Annotated in this window: 15 protein-coding genes; all 15 read right to left on the reverse strand. The window is 66.6% G+C overall.

The genetic code is table 11. The features are described 5' to 3' along the window. Positions 1-3: 3 nt before the first annotated feature. The 15 genes from purF to gltA all read right to left on the reverse strand — a co-directional run bounded on the left by purF (position 4) and on the right by gltA (position 17,467). Positions 4-1,527 (reverse strand): amidophosphoribosyltransferase, encoded by a 1,524-nt coding sequence (gene purF / locus KF892_07080; protein ID MBX3624756.1) that lies wholly within the window; start codon positions 1,525-1,527, stop codon positions 4-6. A gap of 19 nt (positions 1,528-1,546) precedes the next feature. Continuing rightward, positions 1,547-2,053 carry a CvpA family protein gene (locus KF892_07085; protein MBX3624757.1) on the reverse strand — a complete coding sequence of 169 codons (507 nt, stop codon included), beginning with the start codon at positions 2,051-2,053 and terminating at the stop codon, positions 1,547-1,549. 11 nt (positions 2,054-2,064) lie between these two features. Next, positions 2,065-2,832, reverse strand: coding sequence for an SPOR domain-containing protein (locus tag KF892_07090; protein MBX3624758.1), 768 nt, complete (start codon positions 2,830-2,832; stop codon positions 2,065-2,067). 69 nt (positions 2,833-2,901) lie between these two features. After that, a complete protein-coding gene (folC, locus tag KF892_07095) occupies positions 2,902-4,203 on the reverse strand; it encodes a bifunctional tetrahydrofolate synthase/dihydrofolate synthase (protein ID MBX3624759.1) in 1,302 nt (433 codons plus the stop codon). 68 nt (positions 4,204-4,271) lie between these two features. Next, positions 4,272-5,144, reverse strand: a complete 873-nt coding sequence (accD, locus tag KF892_07100; protein MBX3624760.1) for an acetyl-CoA carboxylase, carboxyltransferase subunit beta — start codon at positions 5,142-5,144, stop codon at positions 4,272-4,274. Continuing rightward, positions 5,141-5,968 carry a tryptophan synthase subunit alpha gene (gene trpA, locus KF892_07105; protein ID MBX3624761.1) on the reverse strand — a complete coding sequence of 276 codons (828 nt, stop codon included), beginning with the start codon at positions 5,966-5,968 and terminating at the stop codon, positions 5,141-5,143. The genes accD and trpA overlap by 4 nt, the downstream gene beginning before the upstream one ends. Next, positions 5,965-7,212, reverse strand: coding sequence for a tryptophan synthase subunit beta (gene trpB / locus KF892_07110; protein MBX3624762.1), 1,248 nt, complete (start codon positions 7,210-7,212; stop codon positions 5,965-5,967). The genes trpA and trpB overlap by 4 nt, the downstream gene beginning before the upstream one ends. Before the next feature lie 14 nt (positions 7,213-7,226). Then, complete coding sequence (locus KF892_07115) at positions 7,227-7,889, reverse strand: phosphoribosylanthranilate isomerase (GenBank protein MBX3624763.1); 663 nt, start codon at positions 7,887-7,889, stop codon at positions 7,227-7,229. Beyond that, positions 7,882-8,670 carry a tRNA pseudouridine(38-40) synthase TruA gene (truA, locus tag KF892_07120; protein MBX3624764.1) on the reverse strand — a complete coding sequence of 263 codons (789 nt, stop codon included), beginning with the start codon at positions 8,668-8,670 and terminating at the stop codon, positions 7,882-7,884. Before truA ends, KF892_07115 begins: the two co-directional genes overlap by 8 nt. A gap of 46 nt (positions 8,671-8,716) precedes the next feature. Next, positions 8,717-11,389, reverse strand: coding sequence for a LysM peptidoglycan-binding domain-containing protein (locus KF892_07125; protein MBX3624765.1), 2,673 nt, complete (start codon positions 11,387-11,389; stop codon positions 8,717-8,719). Positions 11,390-11,694: 305 nt separating this feature from the next. Further along, the gene (asd, locus tag KF892_07130; protein MBX3624766.1) at positions 11,695-12,828 is read right to left on the reverse strand and encodes an aspartate-semialdehyde dehydrogenase; all 1,134 of its coding nucleotides are present in this window, start codon (positions 12,826-12,828) and stop codon (positions 11,695-11,697) included. Positions 12,829-12,873: 45 nt separating this feature from the next. Beyond that, a complete protein-coding gene (gene leuB, locus KF892_07135) occupies positions 12,874-13,953 on the reverse strand; it encodes a 3-isopropylmalate dehydrogenase (protein ID MBX3624767.1) in 1,080 nt (359 codons plus the stop codon). A 13-nt stretch (positions 13,954-13,966) separates the two neighbouring features. Then, a complete protein-coding gene (gene leuD / locus KF892_07140; protein ID MBX3624768.1) occupies positions 13,967-14,611 on the reverse strand; it encodes a 3-isopropylmalate dehydratase small subunit in 645 nt (214 codons plus the stop codon). A gap of 10 nt (positions 14,612-14,621) precedes the next feature. Beyond that, positions 14,622-16,031: a 3-isopropylmalate dehydratase large subunit gene (gene leuC, locus KF892_07145; protein MBX3624769.1), complete on the reverse strand. Its 1,410-nt coding sequence runs from the start codon at positions 16,029-16,031 to the stop codon at positions 14,622-14,624. 122 nt (positions 16,032-16,153) lie between these two features. Next, the gene (gene gltA / locus KF892_07150; GenBank protein MBX3624770.1) at positions 16,154-17,467 is read right to left on the reverse strand and encodes a citrate (Si)-synthase; all 1,314 of its coding nucleotides are present in this window, start codon (positions 17,465-17,467) and stop codon (positions 16,154-16,156) included. Positions 17,468-17,490: the final 23 nt, after the last annotated feature.

Below are 17,490 nucleotides of genomic sequence, written 5' to 3' on the forward strand. Positions count from 1 at the left end.
TCTTCAGGAGCGCTCATTGGCGCTTTGCAGGGCCAGCCGTGTGCGGTCGTTGCCCTCTTCTTCTTCCGGCTGCGAGGAGCGTTGCGAGGCCATCGCATCGAAGTCGGCGCTGGAAACGTCACCCGTCACGTAGTGGCCATCGAAGCAGGAAGCCTCGAAGCCGCTCAGCTTGCCGTTGAGCGCGCCCACGACCTTCTTCATCGCATCCACGTCCTGGTAGATCAGCGCATCGGCGCCGATGAACTCGCGAATCTCTTCGATGCTGCGGTTGTGGGCGATCAGCTCTTCCTTCGTCGGCATGTCGATGCCGTAGACGTTGGGGAAGCGCACCGGCGGTGCGGCTGAGGCCATGTAGACCTTGCGCGCACCCGCATCGCGCGCCATCTGCACGATCTCCTTCGAGGTGGTGCCGCGCACGATGGAGTCGTCGACCAGCAGCACGTTGCGGCCCTTGAATTCCATCGCGATGGTGTTGAGCTTCTGGCGCACCGACTTCTTGCGCATGCCCTGCCCCGGCATGATGAAGGTGCGACCCACGTAGCGGTTCTTCACGAAGCCTTCGCGGTAGGGCTTGCCGAGCTTCTGCGCGAGCTGCATGGCCGAGGGGCGACTCGATTCAGGAATTGGAATCACCACGTCGATCTCGTTCGGGCGGATGGTGGAGATCACCCGCTGCGCGAGCGTCTCGCCCATGTTGAGGCGAGCCTGGTAGACCGAGATGCCATCCATCACCGAATCGGGCCGCGCCAGGTAGACGAACTCGAACATGCACGGGTTGAGCGTGGGCGTGTCGGCACACTGCTTGGCGTGCACCTGGCCTTCGAGGTCGATGAAGATGGCTTCGCCCGGCGCGACATCGCGGGTCACGGTGTGGCCGGTGCCTTCGATGGCGACCGATTCGCTTGCGACCATCACCTCGCGGCCCTCGGGCGTCACGCTCTCGCCAAACACCAGGGGGCGAATGCCATACGGGTCACGGAAGGCCAGCAGGCCGTGCCCCGCGATCAAGGCCACCACCGCATAAGAACCCTTGATGCGCTTGTGAACCGCGCCCACCGCCTTGAAGATCTCCTCGGGGGTGAGCGGCAGATCGCGCGCGGCCTGCTCGAGCTCATGAGCCAGCACGTTGATCAGCACTTCGGTGTCGCTGGTGGTGTTGATGTGGCGGCGGTCGATGGCGAAGAGCTCTTCCTTCAGCGCCAGCGCGTTGGTGAGGTTGCCGTTGTGCACGAGCACGATGCCGAAGGGCGCGTTGACGTAGAAGGGCTGCGCTTCCTCTTCGCTGTAGGCGTTGCCGGCCGTCGGGTAGCGCACCTGGCCCAGGCCCACCGGGCCCGGCAGCGCCCGCATGTTGCGGGTGCGGAACACGTCGCGCACCATGCCGCGCGCCTTGTGCATGAAGCACTTGGTGCCCTGCATCGTGACGATGCCCGCGGCATCCTGCCCGCGGTGCTGCAGCAGCAGCAGCGCGTCATAGATCAACTGGTTGACCGGGCTCTTGGAGATGACACCGACGATGCCGCACATGATCAGAAATCCTTGGGAATCAACGTGACTTGCCCAGCGAGGCCGGCAAGTGGTTCGAAAGTTGGGACGGAAGCAGTGGACGCAAGCCGTCCAGTGCCGAATGCAGCCACTGTGCACCGCGCGAGGCTTGCCAGGCAGGTGTTTTCGCCAGCGGCGTGACCGTGATCACGGTTGCCGCTGCCATGAGCAGCACCAGGCCGCGCAAGAGGCCGAAGCCGGCGCCCAGCGCACGGTCGGGAATGCTCAGGGGCGAGGCGTGGATCAGGAAGCGCAGCAAGCGCGATGCGATGGCCCACAGCAGCAGCGCCGCAATGAACAGCAGCACGAAGCCCACCGCATGGTTGGTGGCCGAACCCGGGTTGCCGATGGGAATGTGCCCCGCCACGTCGACCGCGAACCAGCGCGCCACCAGATACGCCACCAACCAGCCGGCGAGCGACAGCACCTCGAACACGAAGCCCCGCACCAAGCCCACGATCACCGAGAGCAGCAGGACGCCCAGCATGGCGAGGTCCACCCATTGCATGGCCTGCGGGTTCAGAGGGTGTAGACCGCCGAGCCGAGCCCGGCCGACTTGATCTTGGTGGACGCCTTCTCCGCTTCGTCGCGTGTGGCGAACGGCCCGACACGCACACGAATGCGCTTGCCGCTGGAGGTCTCGACCACCTGGGTGTAGGTCTTGAGGCCGAGCTTCTCGACCTTCTGGCGCGCTTCGCGCGCGGCCGTGACCTCGGAGAAAGCGCCGACCTGCACGATGAAGCGTCCGTCTGCCGCAGCGGTGGGTTTGGGCGCGGCGGGTTTGCCTTCGAGCAGCGCCTGTGCGCGAGCGCCTTCCGCAGGCTTGGCCTCCGGCTTGGGGGCTGGCTTGGGCTCGGGAGCGGGCTTGGGCTCAGCAGGCTTCGGCTCGGGCTTCGGTTCGGGTTTGGGCGCAGGCTCCGCCGGCACGGCAGAGGCCGCAGCCACTTCGCGGCCTGCTTCGGCGGGCGTCTCGGTGATGACGACAGCAGGGGGCGGCATCGCCGCCGTCGAACGCGGAGCGGGCGTGGTGCGAGCAGGCGCCGTAACGGAGGAGCCGCTGCCGCTCCGGGCGATCTCGATCGGCGTGTCGCCCGGCAGAGGCCGTGGCTGCGTCTCGAACAGCAAGGGAAAACCGATCACGCCCGCGGCCACGAGGACCACTGCCCCGACGAGCCGCTGCCGCGCCCGCGTGCGCGCTTGTTGCACCGAATCGGTCGACTCGGGCAGCCCGACCGGCCTCGCGGCGGGCTCACCAGACTTGCGCTTCAGAAATGACAGCAGACCCATGCAGTGCTGGTTCGAAGTGGCTCGATGTCGGTCGAGCTTCGCAGGCTTTGAGGGCCTGACGGATGCAGATCAGCTGAGGTGCTTGGCAGACAACCGGGGCAGGCCATCTTTGAGCACGCCGCCCACGGTGTAGAACGAGCCGAAGGCGACGATTCTATCAGCGGGGTCTGCTGCGGCGACCGCTGCACGCAGGGCCTCCGACGGGTTGGAATGCATGGACGTCGTGACCGGCCCCGGCCCCTTCAGCGCCAGCGCGCGGTGCAGGTCGGCGAGCTGCTGCGCCGGTGCCGCGCGTGGAATGGGCAGGTCGCAGAAGTACCAGTGGTCGACGAGCGGTGCCATGCGGGTGAGGATGGCCGCCATGTCCTTGTCGGCCATCACGCCGAACACCGCATGGGTGCGCGGGAAGAAGCCCATCTGGTCGAGGTTTTCGAAGAGCGCTCCCACCGCATGCGGGTTGTGGGCGACGTCGAGCACCAGCGTGGGCTGACCCGGCACGATCTGGAAGCGACCCGGCAACTCGAGCGTGGCCAGCCCGCTGCGGATGGCCTGTGCGTTGATCGGCAAACGATCGCGCAAGGCCTCGAATGCGGCGATGGCGCCCGAGGCGTTGAGCAGCTGGTTGGCGCCACGCAGCGACGGATACGCCAGCCCCGCGTAACGCCGCCCGCGCCCGGCCCAGCCCCATTGCTGCTTGTCACCCGCGAAGTTGAAGTCGACACCGATCTGCCAAAGGTCGGCCCCGATGCTCTTGGCGTACTCGCCCACGCTGGCCGGCGGCACCGGGTCGCTGAAGATCGCCGGTTTGCCCGGCCGCATGATCGCGGCCTTCTCGCGGCCGATGGCCTCGCGGTCGGGGCCGAGGTATTCCATGTGGTCGAGCGCGATGCTCGTGATGACGGCGCAATCGGTGTCGATCACGTTCACCGTGTCGAGCCGGCCACCGAGGCCGACTTCCAGGATCACCATGTCGAGCTCGGCCATCGAGAGCAGCCGGAAGATCGCGAGGCTGGTGAACTCGAAATAGGTCAGCGGCATGTCGCCGCGTGCCTTCTCCACCGCTTCGAAGTGCGGCAGCAGATCGGCCGCCGACACCATCGCGCCGTTGACGCGGCAACGCTCCTCGAAATGCACGAAGTGCGGCTTGATGTAGAGACCGACCTTGTAGCCCGCGTGCAGGCCGATCGACTCGAGCATGGTGCAGGTCGAGCCCTTGCCGTTGGTGCCCGCCACGGTGATGACCGGTACCTTGAACTCGAGGTTCAGGCGGCGCTTCATCTCCTCGCTGCGTGCGAGGCCCATGTCGATGTTCTTCGGGTGCAGTCGCTCGCAGTGGTCGAGCCATTCGGCCAGCGTGGTGGGCAGGGTCATGGGATGGAAAAAGGTTTGGAATGCACAAGGGCGGCCGAGGCCGCCCTTGTCTTGGCACAACGCGACGGTCAGGCCACCGCGTCGGCACTCTGACGCTGCAGCATCGAGATCGACTTGGCGATCACGCTGCGCAGTTCGCGGCGGTCGACGATCGCGTCGATCGCGCCCGTCTGCATCAGGAACTCCGCGCGCTGGAAACCTTCCGGCAACTTCTCGCGCACGGTGTCGGCGATCACGCGCGGGCCGGCGAAGCCGATCAGCGCCTTCGGCTCGGCGATCACCATGTCGCCCATGAACGCGAAGCTGGCCGACACGCCACCCATCGTCGGATCGGTCAGGACGCTGATGTAGGGCAGCTTGCTCTTCGCGAGGTGCGTGAGGGCCGCGTTGGTCTTGGCCATCTGCATCAGGCTCAAGAGACCTTCCTGCATGCGCGCACCGCCGGTGGCGGTGAAGCTGATGAAGGGCACCTTCTGCTCGACGGCCATCTCGACGCCGCGCACGAAGCGCTCGCCGACCACCGAGCCCATCGAGCCGCCCATGAAGTCGAACTCGAAGCAGGCCGCCACCACCGGGATGGTGTGCAGCGCGCCGCCCATCACCACCAGCGCATCGGTCTCGCCGGTCGTTTCCATCGCCTGCTTGAGGCGCTCGGGGTAGCGCTTGCTGTCCTTGAACTTGAGCGCGTCGACAGGCACCACTTCCTGGCCGATCTCGTAGCGGCCTTCGCCGTCGAGGAAGGTATTCAAGCGTGCCCGCGCACCGATGCGGTGGTGGTGGGCGCACTTGGGGCAGACGTTGAGGTTCTGCTCGAGGTCGTTCTTGTAGAGCACCGTCTCGCACGAGGGGCACTTGATCCACAAGCCTTCGGGGACGGTGCGCCGCTCGGCCGGGTCGGTCTGCTGGATCTTGGGAGGCAGCAGTTTTTCAAGCCAACTCATGCGGGAACTCCTTTCAGGGAATCGAGGGCCGTGCGGATCTCGGCGATGAACGCCGCGCCGGCAGAAGCGACATTGTCGCGCGTTTGCGTTTCCAGCAGGCTCACGATGCGGGCACCGATCACGACCGCATCCGACACCGCGCCCACGGCCTTGGCCGTCTCGGCATCTCGTATGCCGAAACCGACGCCGACCGGCACCTTCACATGGGCGCGGATGCGGGGCAATGCTTCGGCGACCGATCGGGTATCGATCGCACCGGAACCCGTCACACCTTTGAGCGACACGTAGTAGACGAAGCCGGTGGCGATGCGGGCGACGTCCTTGATGCGCTCCTCGGTGGAGGTAGGGGCGAGCAGAAAGATCGGGTCCAGCTCGGCTGCACGCATCTGCGCGGCGAAGGCTTCGCATTCCTCGGGCGGGTAGTCCACCACCAGCACGCCATCGACACCCGCTGCCTTGACGTCGCGCACGAATGCGCCCTCGCCCAGGCGCTGGTTGTAGCGCTCGATCGGGTTCGCGTACCCCATCAGCACGATGGGCGTGGTGTCGTTGCTGCGGCGGAACTGGCGCACGAACTCCAGCACCTGCGGCAAGCCGATGCCCTTGGCCAGGGCGCGCTCGCCGGCGGCCTGGATCACCGGGCCGTCGGCCATGGGGTCCGAGAACGGCACGCCGAACTCGATGACATCAGCCCCGGCCTTCGCCATCGCAAGCAGCAACTCGACGGTGGCATCGGGGTACGGGTCACCGGCCATCACGTAGGGGATGAGCGCCTTGCGGCCTTGCGCCTTGAGCGCCTTGAACACGGTCTGGATGCGGCTCATGGCTGGGCCCCCTTCACCGTGCGGCCGGCCTGCGAGGGGCGGTCGAAGTATTCGGCGCCGGAGAGGTCGGCCACGGTGCCGATGTCCTTGTCGCCACGGCCGGAGAGGTTCACGAGCAGGTGCTGGTCGGGCCTCATCGTCGGCGCCATCTTGATGGCCTGTGCCACGGCGTGCGACGACTCGAGCGCCGGGATGATGCCTTCGGTGCGGCACAGGCGGTGGAAGGCCTTGAGCGCCTCTTCGTCGGTGATGCCGACGTATTCGGCGCGGCCGATGTCCTTCAGGTACGCATGCTCGGGGCCGACACCGGGGTAGTCGAGGCCGGCCGAGATGGAGTGCGTCTCGGTGATCTGGCCGTTGTCGTCTTGCAGCAGGTAGGTGCGGTTGCCGTGCAGCACGCCGGGCGAGCCCTTGGAAAGGCTGGCCGAGTGCTTGCCCGACTCGAGCCCCTGCCCTGCGGCTTCGACGCCGATCAGGCGGGTCTCCTCGTGCGGGATGTAGGGGTAGAAGATGCCCATCGCGTTGGAGCCACCACCCACGGCGGCGATCACCGCGTCGGGCTGTCGGCCGGCCATCTCGGGCATCTGCAGCAGGCACTCATCACCGATCACACGCTGGAAGTCGCGCACCATCGCCGGATACGGGTGCGGGCCGGCCACGGTGCCGATGATGTAGAAGGTGTTTTCGATGTTGGTGACCCAATCGCGCATCGCCTCGTTCAGCGCGTCTTTCAAGGTCTTGGAGCCGCTTTCCACCGGCACCACGCGGGCGCCGAGCAGGTGCATGCGGTACACGTTGGGCGACTGGCGCTTCACGTCTTCGCTGCCCATGTAGACGACGCACTCCATGCCGTAGCGTGCGCAGATGGTGGCCGTGGCCACGCCGTGCTGGCCGGCGCCGGTCTCGGCAATGACACGCGGTTTGCCCATGCGCCGGGCGAGCAGGGCCTGGCCGATGGTGTTGTTGACCTTGTGCGCGCCGGTGTGGTTCAGGTCTTCGCGCTTCAGGTAGATCTGCGCGCCGCCAAGTTCGCGGCTCAGGCGGGCAGCGTGGTAGATCGGGCTCGGGCGGCCGACGAAGTGCTTGAGCTCGTACTGGAACTCGGCGATGAACGCCGGGTCCTTGCGCGCCGCTTCATAGGCGGCGTTGAGTTCGTCGAGCGCGTGGATCAGGGTTTCGGCGACGAAGGTGCCGCCATAGGGCCCGAAATGCCCGCGGGCATCGGGCTGGTCGTACTTCAACATGGTGTCTCTCGCTTTCAGGTGGCTGAGTCTGCGATGCGCGCATCCGCGTCGCGGACGGCCTCGCAAAACCGGCGCATGGCTGCGGCATCCTTGATGCCTTTGGCAGCCTCGACGCCGGAACTGACGTCAACGGCCGAGGGCCGTACCTGAAGAATCCCTTGGGTCACATTTCCGGCATGCAACCCACCAGACAAAACGACTGGACGGGGCACGTCGGGTGGAATTTGAGACCAATCGAAAACCTTTCCGCTGCCGCCATAGCCTTCGACGTGAGCGTCGAGCAACAGGCCCTGGGCGTGGGGGTAAAGAGCTGCGAAGTCTAACAAATCGAAGCCTGGCGCCATGCGCGCAGCGCGCAGGAAGGGCCTGCCGGCTTCACGGCATTGGCCCGGCGTTTCGTCGCCGTGGAACTGCAGCATCAAGTTGGGAATGGCAGCCGCTGCTGCTTCGATCTCGGCCGGCGAGGCGTTGACGAGCAGCACGACCGGCGTCACGAAGGGCGGCAAGCGCGAGGCCAGCGTCGCCGCACGGTCGAGGGTCACGTGACGCGGGCTCTTGGCATACAGCACGAAGCCGACCGCGTCGGCACCCGCCTCGACAGCGGCGTCGAGGTCGGCTTCGCGGGTCAGGCCGCAGATCTTGATTCGGGTGCGAGTGCTCATGCGTGGCTCATCCATGCGGCAGCCAGTCGATCGCCGGCGTGTGGGCCGGGAGGTCCAAGTCTGAATCGTAGTACGGGCCGACGAAGTACAGACCTGCCGCGGCAAAGGTGGGCGCGGCAGCATCACGAGAGCGCGCGGCCAGCACCTCGCGCATCCAGCCGGCTGGGCGCTGGCTGGACCCGATGGCCACGAGGCAGCCCATGATGTTGCGCACCATGTGGTGCAGGAAGGCGGAGCCGTCGAAGTCGAAGCGCCAGTAGGCGCCGTGGCGCGTGATGCCGATCGCGCGCAACTCCTTCACCGGCGACGCGGCCTGGCATTCGGCGGAGCGGAAGCTGCTGAAGTCGTGTTCACCGACCAGCACCTGCGCGGCTTCACGCATGGGCTCGGCCTGCAGCGGCCGGAACACCCAGCCAGCGGCGCCCTGCTCGATGGCGGGTCTCACGGGCGATTCAAGCAGCACGTAGGCATAGCGCCGGCCGCGGGCACTGTTGCGGGCGTGAAAGTCATCGCGGACCTCGCGACACCACTGCACCGCAATGTCGGGCGGCAGGTAGCGGTTGGTGCCGCGGACCCACGAGAACTGCTCGCGCTCGACCGGCGCATCCAGGTGCACGACCTGGTTGAGGCCGTGGACGCCTGCGTCGGTGCGGCCCGCGCACAAAGTGCGAATCGGCGCCGCCGCGAACTGCGACAGCGCCGATTCCAGATGGTCCTGCACCGTGTTGCCACCGGGCTGGCTCTGCCAGCCGGCGTAGGCCTGGCCCCGATATGCAACCCCCAGGGCCAGTCTCATGTCACGTCGGCGCGCCGCCGATCGGCAGCGCGCACCCCCGATGCGGTCAACCCAGCTCGTTGAGCATGGCCTGCGCGCGGTTCTTCGTCGCGCCGCTGGACTTGGCCACCACTTCCTGCAGCAGGTCGCGTGCGCCTTCCATGTCGCCGATCTGGCGGAACTCCTCGGCCAGCTCGAGCTTGCGAGCGATCGGGTCGGCGCCATCGTCGGCGGGTTCGCCGAGGTCGATGGTGCCGAAATCGTCGCCCGCCGGCTGCGTGGCCTTGGGCTGGGCGACGGTGCTGTCGTCACCCAGGTCGAGCGAGATGTTGCCGAGATCGAAGTCCATCGATTGCGAAGCCGGAGCAGCCGGAGGTGGCGCCGGCACCGGCGGCAGGTTGAAGCTCATGGCGTCGAAGGCCGGCGCGGCCACTGGCGGTGGCGGGGGAGGCACCTGCACAGGCTGCGTGCGTTCATCGAGGCGCGCGGCCGGCGCGGGAGCTGCCTCGGCGGCGCCACCCAGGTCGAGGTCGAGATCGAGGTCGAGCCCGCCACCACCCGTGGTGTCGAACCCGCTGCCCGAATTGCCGCTGGCACCGAACTCCGACGGCGATGGCAGCACCGACTGCGGCATCGTGCTCGCACCCAGCAGCTCGGCCGACGGACGGCCTTCACCTTCCACCGCGGCGGGTTTGCCACCCGGCTGGTAGAGCGGATTCTCGGGGTCGATCTGCAGGCCGATTTCCTGGGCCTTTGCCCAGTCTTCACCTTGGCCGCCGGTCAAACCGTAGAGCTGCGTGGCCAGGAGCTCGAAGCCCTTGGTGTCGCGGCGCTTGGCATAGACCTCCAGCAGCTTGGTGCGGATGGCCAGACGCTCGGGGCTCGCGCGCATCGCCTCCTTCAGGATTTCCTCGGCTTGCAGGTCGCGGCCATAGGCGAGGTAGACGTCGGCTTCGGCGACCGGGTCCACGTCACCGATGGCGTCGAGCTGGCTCAGCGAGTAGCTCATCGACGACGATGCACCGCCCGCATCGCGGGTGTCGATGCGCTGGCCGCCGCTGGCACCGAAGAACGAATCAGGCTGCAGACGGCTCTCGAGGAACGAGGTCTCGCCGCTGTCCTTCTTCGCGCGCTTGGTGAAGCGGTAGATGCCAAAGCCTGCCAGCAGCGCGATCAGCGCCGCACCGGCGGCCAGCACCAGCGGGTTGTCTTCGAGCAGCGAGGCGAACAGCCCCTGAGGCTCGGCAGCCGGGGCCGCCACTGGGGGGCGCGGCGCGGGGCGAGACGCAGCCACCATCGGCGCGCTGGCTGCCGCCACGCTGGCGGCGGACGCCGCGGCCATCACAGCCGGTGCGGACGCCGCAACTTCCGGCGCAGAGGCTGGCGCAGCGACCACCGCGGGAGCAGGAGCCGGCGCGGGCGGCGGCGGTGCGACCGGAGGAGGAGGCGGCGGCGGCGGCGGCGGAGGAGGAGGCGGCGGCGGGGGAGGCGGTGGTGGTGGCGGGGGAGGAGGCGGCGGCGCAACCGGCTTGGCAGGCGCAACCGGAGGGGTTGGCAGGGCCACCGGCGGCTTCACCGCTGGTGCTTGCGCCGTGACAGCCGGCGCAGGGGCCTTGCCGCCCGCTGCAGCCGAAGCGCTCGACAGCTTCTTCAGTTCCTCGACGTTCTTCGACAGCTCGGCCACGCGGGCGTTGGCATCCTTCTTCTCGCGCTCCTTCGAGAGGCGATCTTCCGGGCCCGACGCCTTGCCCGCCGTGCCCTTGCTCAGCGTGAGCTTGTCCGGCGTGGGCGCGGCCGATGCCTTGCGGTCTTCAACCGACGACTGCACCTTGCCGCCCGCTTGACGCGACGGTGCGTCGGCCGGCGCGGCAGGCGCCGCCGAGGCCAGGCGCTGGCGGTAGGTGCCGAAATCGGCGCTCTGCGCCTGGATCATCTGGCGAGCTTCAGCCGGCGTGATGGCCTTGGCACTGTCGGCCGACGGCACGCTCAGCACCACGCCCGACTTCAGGCGGTTCATGTTGCTGTTGACGAACGCGTCGGGGTTGGCCTGGTACAGCGAAGCCAGCATCTGGTCGAGCGAGACGCCGGGCCGTTGGGTGCGCCCGGCAATGCGCGACAGTGTGTCGCCCGGCTTCACCTTGTATTCGTCCGCCCCCATGGCGTCACCCGCCGGAGCCACGGATGGGGCGCGCGTGACAGCGGGTTTGCGGGGCTCAGCGGGCTCGGACGACGGAGCCGGCGCCGTGGCACGCGGCGTCGGTGAGGTGCGGCGCACCGGCTCGGACGACGGCGCAGGCGCAGCAGCAGGCGCCGCCGGAGCCGGCGTGATGATGGGGGCCGTCGTCGGAGCGGCCGGGGGCACCGGCGCTGCGGCAACGCGGGTCGACGGCGGGTCCAGCAGCAGCGTGTATTCGCGCACCAGGCGGCCGGTGGACCAGGTGATCTCGAGGATCACGTCCACGAAGGGCTCTTGCACGGCCCGGTCGCTCGACAGCTTGAGCATCGAGCGCCCATCGGGACGCCGCTCGAGCACGACTTGCGTACCCGGCAACACCGAGTTGTAGTCGACGCCTGCAGCGCGGTACGACTCGGGCGGCGCCACACGAACGTTGAAGTTCGACGCTTCCTCGGGCGTGAGGCTCGTCACCTCGATCTCGGCCTTCAGGGTTTCGCCCAACGCCGACTGCACGTTCAGGCGCCCCAGGCCGAGCGCTTGCGCGTTCGAGGCAATGAGGCACATCGCGGCGAAGGCCGCTCCGGTCAGAGCGAATCGCCCTGTGTACAGCGAGTTTCTTTTCAAGGCGTCTCCCAGTAGGAAGGGGGTGGAACCGAGCGAGCCCCACTGCTTTCGGAGTTGTTGTTGACGCGAGCCACGGGCTTTGAGGGCGCTTTCAACCGATAAAGGTAGAAATCACAATAACATCAACGAGATACAAAGACAAGCTCATGCTTTGCCTGACATTCGTCGGCAAAGCCGATCAAAGGGTTCAGGAGCAGGCCCTTGTGGCGGTTCCGCAACGCGGGACGAGGGCCTGCATCCATCTGTCACGCGTCGAGCAGGATGCGCAGCATGCGGCGCAGCGGCTCGGCCGCGCCCCACAGGAGCTGGTCGCCGATGGTGAAGGCGCCGAGGTACTCCGGCCCCATCGCCAGCTTGCGCACCCGGCCGACCGGGATGGTCATCGTCCCGGTCACCGCCACCGGCGTGAGGTCACGCAGGGTGTCTTCCTTGGTGTTCGGCACGAACTTCACCCAGGCGTTGTCGTTGCGAATCATCGCTTCGACGTCAGCCAACGGCACGTCCTTCTTGAGCTTGAAGGTCAGCGCCTGGCTGTGGCAGCGCATCGCGCCCACGCGCACGCAGAAACCGTCGACCGGCACGGCGGGCGTGCCGAAGCCGTCGCCCATGCCCATGATCTTGTTGGTCTCGGCCATGCCCTTCCACTCTTCCTTGGACATGCCATTGCCCAGGTCCTTGTCGATCCAGGGGATCAGGCTACCGCCCAGCGGCACGCCGAAGTTGGCCGTCTCCGCCTCGGTGAGGCTGCGCTGCTTGGCGATGACCTTGCGGTCGATCTCGAGGATGGCGCTCTTCGGATCGTCGAGCAAGGCCTTCACTTCGGCGTTGAGCGTGCCGTATTGCGTGAGCAGCTCGCGCATGTGTTGCGCACCGCCACCCGACGCCGCTTGATAGGTCTGCGTGCTCATCCACTCGACGAGGCCGGCCTTGTACAGCGCGCCCACGCCCATCAGCATGCAGCTCACGGTGCAGTTGCCGCCGATCCAGTTCTTGCCGCCCTTGGCGAGCGCGTTCTTGATCACCGGCATGTTGACCGGGTCGAGGATGATGACCGCGTCATCCTTCATGCGCAGCGTCGACGCCGCATCGATCCAGTGGCCGTTCCAGCCGGCCGCACGCAGCTTCGGGTAGACCTCGGTGGTGTAGTCACCGCCCTGGGCGGTGATGATGATCTCGCAGCGCTTGAGCGCGTCGATGTTGAAGCCGTCTTGCAGCGTGGTCTCGTTCTTCGCTTGTGCGGGCGCCTTGCCGCCGACGTTGCTGGTGCTGAAGAACACCGGCTCGATCAGTGCAAAGTCGTTCTCTGCCTGCATGCGGTCCATCAGGACCGAACCCACCATGCCTCGCCAGCCCACCAGGCCGACCAATCTCGTAGCCATCTTGATTCCTATCGTCTGTGAAAGTGTTGATCTGAAAGTGAAGGGTCAGCCTTGCGCTTTCAGCTGGGCGACCACAGCGTCGCCCATCTCCTTTGTGCCGACCTTCGTGGTCCCGGCGCTGTAAATATCGGCGGTGCGCAGGCCTTTCGCCAGCACCGCCTTGACGGCAGCCTCGATGCGCTGGGCCGCCTTCTCCTGGTTCAGGCTGAAGCGCAGCATCATCGCGGCCGACAAGATCGTGGCGAGCGGGTTGGCGATGCCCTTCCCCGCAATGTCAGGCGCGGAGCCGTGGCTCGGCTCGTAGAGGCCCTGGTTCTTCGCGTTGAGCGAGGCCGACGGCAGCATGCCGATCGAACCCGTCAGCATCGCGGCCTCGTCACTCAGGATGTCGCCGAACATGTTGCCGGTGACGATCACGTCGAGCCGCTTCGGCTGCTTCACGAGCTGCATCGCCGCGTTGTCGACGTACATGTGCTCCAGCTCCACGTCGGGGTACTGGGCGTGCACCTCGGTCACCACGTCGCGCCAGAACTGGAAGGTCTCCAGCACGTTGGCCTTGTCGACGCTCAGCACCTTCTTGTTGCGCTTGCGTGCGGCCTGGAAAGCGACGTGCGCGATGCGCTCGATCTCCGGGCGCGAGTAGCGCATGGTGTCGAAGGCTTCGTCGGCACCCTTGAACGCGCCATCGGGCGATTGGCGACGGCCGCGCGGCTGTCCGAAATAGATGTCGCCGGTCAGTTCGCGGATGATGAGGATGTCGAGGCCCGCGACGATCTCGGGCTTGAGCGACGACGCGTGCGTCAGCTCTTCGTAGCAGATCGCCGGGCGGAAGTTGGCGAAGAGCTCGAGGTTCTTGCGCAGGCCCAGGATGGCCTGCTCGGGGCGCAGCGGGCGGTCGAGCTTGTCGTACTTCCAGTCGCCCACGGCACCGAACAACACCGCGTCGGCTTCCTTGGCGAGCTTCAGCGTGTGCTCGGGCAGCGGGTGGCCGTGCGCCTCGTAGGCGGCACCGCCGACCTTGGCCTCTTCCATCTCGAACTTCAGGTCGAGGCAGGCGAGCGCCTTCAGGGCCTCGGCCACGATTTCGGTACCGATGCCGTCGCCGGGCAGGATCGCGATCTTCATGGTGTCGTCGTGTTCAGATGGTCTTGGCGAGCCAAGGCTTGGTCAGCAGGCGCTCGGCCTCGTAGGCCTTGATCTTGTCGGCATGGCGCAGCGTGAGGCCGATGTCGTCGAAGCCGTTGATGAGGCAGTACTTGCGGAACGACGCGATCTCGAACGGGATTTCAGCCCCATCGGGCTTGGCCACGACCTGGCGCTCCAGGTCGATCGTCAGCTGGTAGCCGACGAAGGCGTTCACCTCGTCGAAGAGCTGGTTGATCGCCGACTCGGGCAAGACGATCGGCAGCAGGCCATTCTTGAAGCTGTTGTTGAAGAAGATGTCGGCGTAGCTCGGCGCGAGGATGGCGCGGAAGCCGTACTGGTCGAGCGCCCACGGCGCGTGCTCGCGCGACGAGCCACAACCGAAGTTCTGGCGCGTCAACAGGATCGAGGCGCCCTTGTAGCGCGGCTGGTTGAGCACGAAGTCGGGGTTGGGCTTGCGCGTGGACGGGTCTTGTCCCGGCTCGCCGTGGTCGAGGTAACGCCATTCGTCAAACAGGTTCGGGCCGAAGCCCGACTTCTTGATCGACTTCAGGAACTGCTTCGGAATGATCGCGTCGGTGTCGACGTTTTCGCGGTCGAGCGGCGCGACCAGACCCTTGTGGAGCTTGAAGGCTTGCATGTCTTCTTCCTCAGGCGATGCGACGCACGTCGACGAAGTGGCCTTCGATGGCGGCGGCTGCGGCCATCGCCGGGCTCACGAGGTGGGTGCGCCCCCCTGCCCCCTGGCGCCCTTCGAAGTTGCGGTTGGAGGTGGACGCACAACGCTCGCCCGGCTCCAGCCGGTCGGCGTTCATCGCCAGGCACATCGAGCATCCCGGCTCGCGCCATTCGAAACCAGCCGAGGTGAAGACCTTGTCCAAGCCTTCCTTCTCTGCCTGCTCCTTCACGAGCCCGGAGCCCGGCACCACCAGCGCCAGCTTCACGTTCGACGCAATGCGCTTGCCCAGGCGCTTCACCACGGCAGCCGCCTCGCGCATGTCTTCGATGCGCGAGTTGGTGCACGAGCCGATGAAGACCTTGTCGATGCGGATGTCACTGATGGGCTTGTTGGGCTCGAGCGCCATGTAGGTCAGCGCACGTTCCATCGCGCCGCGCTTGTTCGCATCCTTCTCGCGGTCCGGATCGGGCACGCGATCTTCGATGGACAGCACCATCTCGGGCGAGGTGCCCCAGGTGACCTGCGGGCGGATCTCGCTGGCGTCAAGCTCGACCACACGGTCGAACTGCGCATCGGCATCGGAATGCAGCGTGCGCCAGTAGGCGATGGCCTGCTCCAGCACCACGCCGGTCGGCGAGAACGGGCGGCCCTGCGCGTAGTTGATGGTCGTGTCGTCGACCGCGATCAGGCCGGCGCGTGCGCCCGCCTCGATCGCCATGTTGCACACCGTCATGCGGCCCTCCATGCTCAGCGCACGGATCGCCGAGCCGGCGAACTCGATGGTGTAGCCGGTGCCACCGGCTGTGCCGATCTTGCCGATGATGGCGAGCACGATGTCCTTCGCGCCACAGCCCTTGGGCAAGGAACCATCGACCTTGATCAGCAGGTTCTTGGCCTTGCGCGCCAGCAGCGTCTGCGTGGCCAGCACATGCTCGACCTCGCTGGTGCCGATGCCATGCGCCAGTGCGCCGAAAGCGCCATGGGTGGAGGTGTGCGAGTCGCCGCAGACGACCGTCATGCCGGGCAGCGTGGCGCCCTGCTCCGGGCCGATCACGTGCACGATGCCCTGGCGCTTGTCGTTCATCTTGAACTGCGTGATGCCGACGCGGTCGCAGTTCTTGTCGAGCGTGTCGACCTGCAGGCGAGAGATCGGGTCGGCGATGCCGTGCGAACGGTCGGTGGTCGGCACGTTGTGGTCGCTGACCGCCAGGTTGGCCGAGATGCGCCAGACCTTGCGGTTCGCCAGGTCCAGGCCCTCGAACGCCTGCGGGCTCGTCACTTCATGGACGAGGTGGCGGTCGATGTAGAGGACGGCGGTGCCGTCTTCCTCGGTGTGGACGACGTGTTCGTCCCAGATCTTGTCGTACAGCGTGCGTCCCATGGCTACCTTGGTTGGCGTTCGGGCCGTTGTCGGGCGGAAAAGAGTGAGATTTTAGGCGTCCAGAAGCAAAAACCCCGGCTCTGAGGCCGGGGTTCGCGTGCAAAGAAAGCGCTTTTCCGGCGTTAGGCGCGTTGTGCAATGGGTTTGACGTCGCGCGCGGTCGCACCGGCGAATAGCTGGCGCGGGCGACCGATCTTGTACTCGGGGTCCGAGATCATCTCGTTGAGCTGGGCGATCCAGCCGACCGTGCGGGCGAGCGCGAAGATCGCGGTGAAGAGGCTCACCGGGATGCCAATCGCGCGCTGCACGATGCCCGAGTAGAAATCGACGTTCGGGTAGAGCTTGCGGGCGACGAAGTATTCGTCTTCCAGCGCGATCTTTTCGAGCGCCATGGCCAGCTTGAACAGCGGGTCATTCTGCAGGCCCAGAGCGCCCAGCACTTCGTGGCAGGTCTCGCGCATCAGCTTGGCGCGCGGGTCGTAGTTCTTGTAGACGCGGTGGCCGAAGCCCATCAGCTTGACGTTGGAGTTCTTGTCCTTCACCTGCTTGATGAACTCGCCGATCTTCTCGACGCCGCCCATCTTCTGGACGTCTTCCAGCATGTTGAGCGCCGCTTCGTTGGCGCCACCGTGGGCCGGGCCCCAGAGGCAGGCCACGCCGGCAGCGATGGCGGCGAACGGGTTGGTGCCCGACGAGCCGCACAGGCGCACGGTCGAGGTGGAGGCGTTCTGCTCGTGGTCGGCGTGCAGGATGAAGATGCGGTCCATCGCGCGCACCAGCACGTCGTTCGGCTCGTACTCTTCGCACGGGGTGGCGAACATCATGCGCATGAAGTTGCCGGCGTAGGAGAGGTCGTTGCGCGGGTAGATGTAGGGCTGGCCGATGCCGTACTTGTAGGCCATGGCCACGAGCGTCGGCATCTTGGCGATCAGGCGGATCGCCGCGATCTCGCGGTGCTGCGGGTTATTGATGTCGGTGCTGTCGTGATAGAAGGCCGACAGCGCGCCCACCAGGCCCGTCATCACGGCCATCGGGTGCGCGTCGCGGCGGAAGCCGCGCAGGAAAAACTGCATCTGCTCGTTGACCATCGTGTGGCGGGTGACCGTCTTCACGAAGTCGTCTTTCTGGCCGGCGTTGGGCAGCTCGCCCTTCAGCAGCAGGTAGCAGGTTTCGAGGTAGTCGCAGTTGGTGGCCAGCTGCTCGATGGGGTAGCCGCGGTACAGCAGTTCGCCCTTGTCGCCGTCGATGTAGGTGATGTTCGACTGGCAGGAAGCCGTCGACAGGAAGCCCGGGTCGTAGGTGAACTTGCCGGTCTGGGCGTAAAGCTTGCGGATGTCGATCACATCCGGGCCCACGGTGCCCTTGTAGACGGGCAGGTCCATGGCGGGGCTGCCGTCCGAGAACGACAGGGTGGCTTTCACGTCGGAGGGGGTCATGGGCATTCCTTCTTGAGAGTCTT

The sequence above is a fragment of the Rhizobacter sp. genome, assembly GCA_019635355.1.
Lineage (GTDB): Bacteria > Pseudomonadota > Gammaproteobacteria > Burkholderiales > Burkholderiaceae_C > Rhizobacter.

Coding starts and splice junctions, on each gene's coding strand:
- purF (MBX3624756.1), bottom strand. CDS start 1,527: ATGTGCGGCATCGTCGGTGTCATCTCCAAGAGCCCGGTCAACCAGTTG.
- KF892_07085 (MBX3624757.1), bottom strand. CDS start 2,053: ATGCAATGGGTGGACCTCGCCATGCTGGGCGTCCTGCTGCTCTCGGTG.
- KF892_07090 (MBX3624758.1), bottom strand. CDS start 2,832: ATGGGTCTGCTGTCATTTCTGAAGCGCAAGTCTGGTGAGCCCGCCGCG.
- folC (MBX3624759.1), bottom strand. CDS start 4,203: ATGACCCTGCCCACCACGCTGGCCGAATGGCTCGACCACTGCGAGCGA.
- accD (MBX3624760.1), bottom strand. CDS start 5,144: ATGAGTTGGCTTGAAAAACTGCTGCCTCCCAAGATCCAGCAGACCGAC.
- trpA (MBX3624761.1), bottom strand. CDS start 5,968: ATGAGCCGCATCCAGACCGTGTTCAAGGCGCTCAAGGCGCAAGGCCGC.
- trpB (MBX3624762.1), bottom strand. CDS start 7,212: ATGTTGAAGTACGACCAGCCCGATGCCCGCGGGCATTTCGGGCCCTAT.
- KF892_07115 (MBX3624763.1), bottom strand. CDS start 7,889: ATGGATGAGCCACGCATGAGCACTCGCACCCGAATCAAGATCTGCGGC.
- truA (MBX3624764.1), bottom strand. CDS start 8,670: ATGAGACTGGCCCTGGGGGTTGCATATCGGGGCCAGGCCTACGCCGGC.
- KF892_07125 (MBX3624765.1), bottom strand. CDS start 11,389: ATGTGCCTCATTGCCTCGAACGCGCAAGCGCTCGGCCTGGGGCGCCTG.
- asd (MBX3624766.1), bottom strand. CDS start 12,828: ATGGCTACGAGATTGGTCGGCCTGGTGGGCTGGCGAGGCATGGTGGGT.
- leuB (MBX3624767.1), bottom strand. CDS start 13,953: ATGAAGATCGCGATCCTGCCCGGCGACGGCATCGGTACCGAAATCGTG.
- leuD (MBX3624768.1), bottom strand. CDS start 14,611: ATGCAAGCCTTCAAGCTCCACAAGGGTCTGGTCGCGCCGCTCGACCGC.
- leuC (MBX3624769.1), bottom strand. CDS start 16,031: ATGGGACGCACGCTGTACGACAAGATCTGGGACGAACACGTCGTCCAC.
- gltA (MBX3624770.1), bottom strand. CDS start 17,467: ATGACCCCCTCCGACGTGAAAGCCACCCTGTCGTTCTCGGACGGCAGC.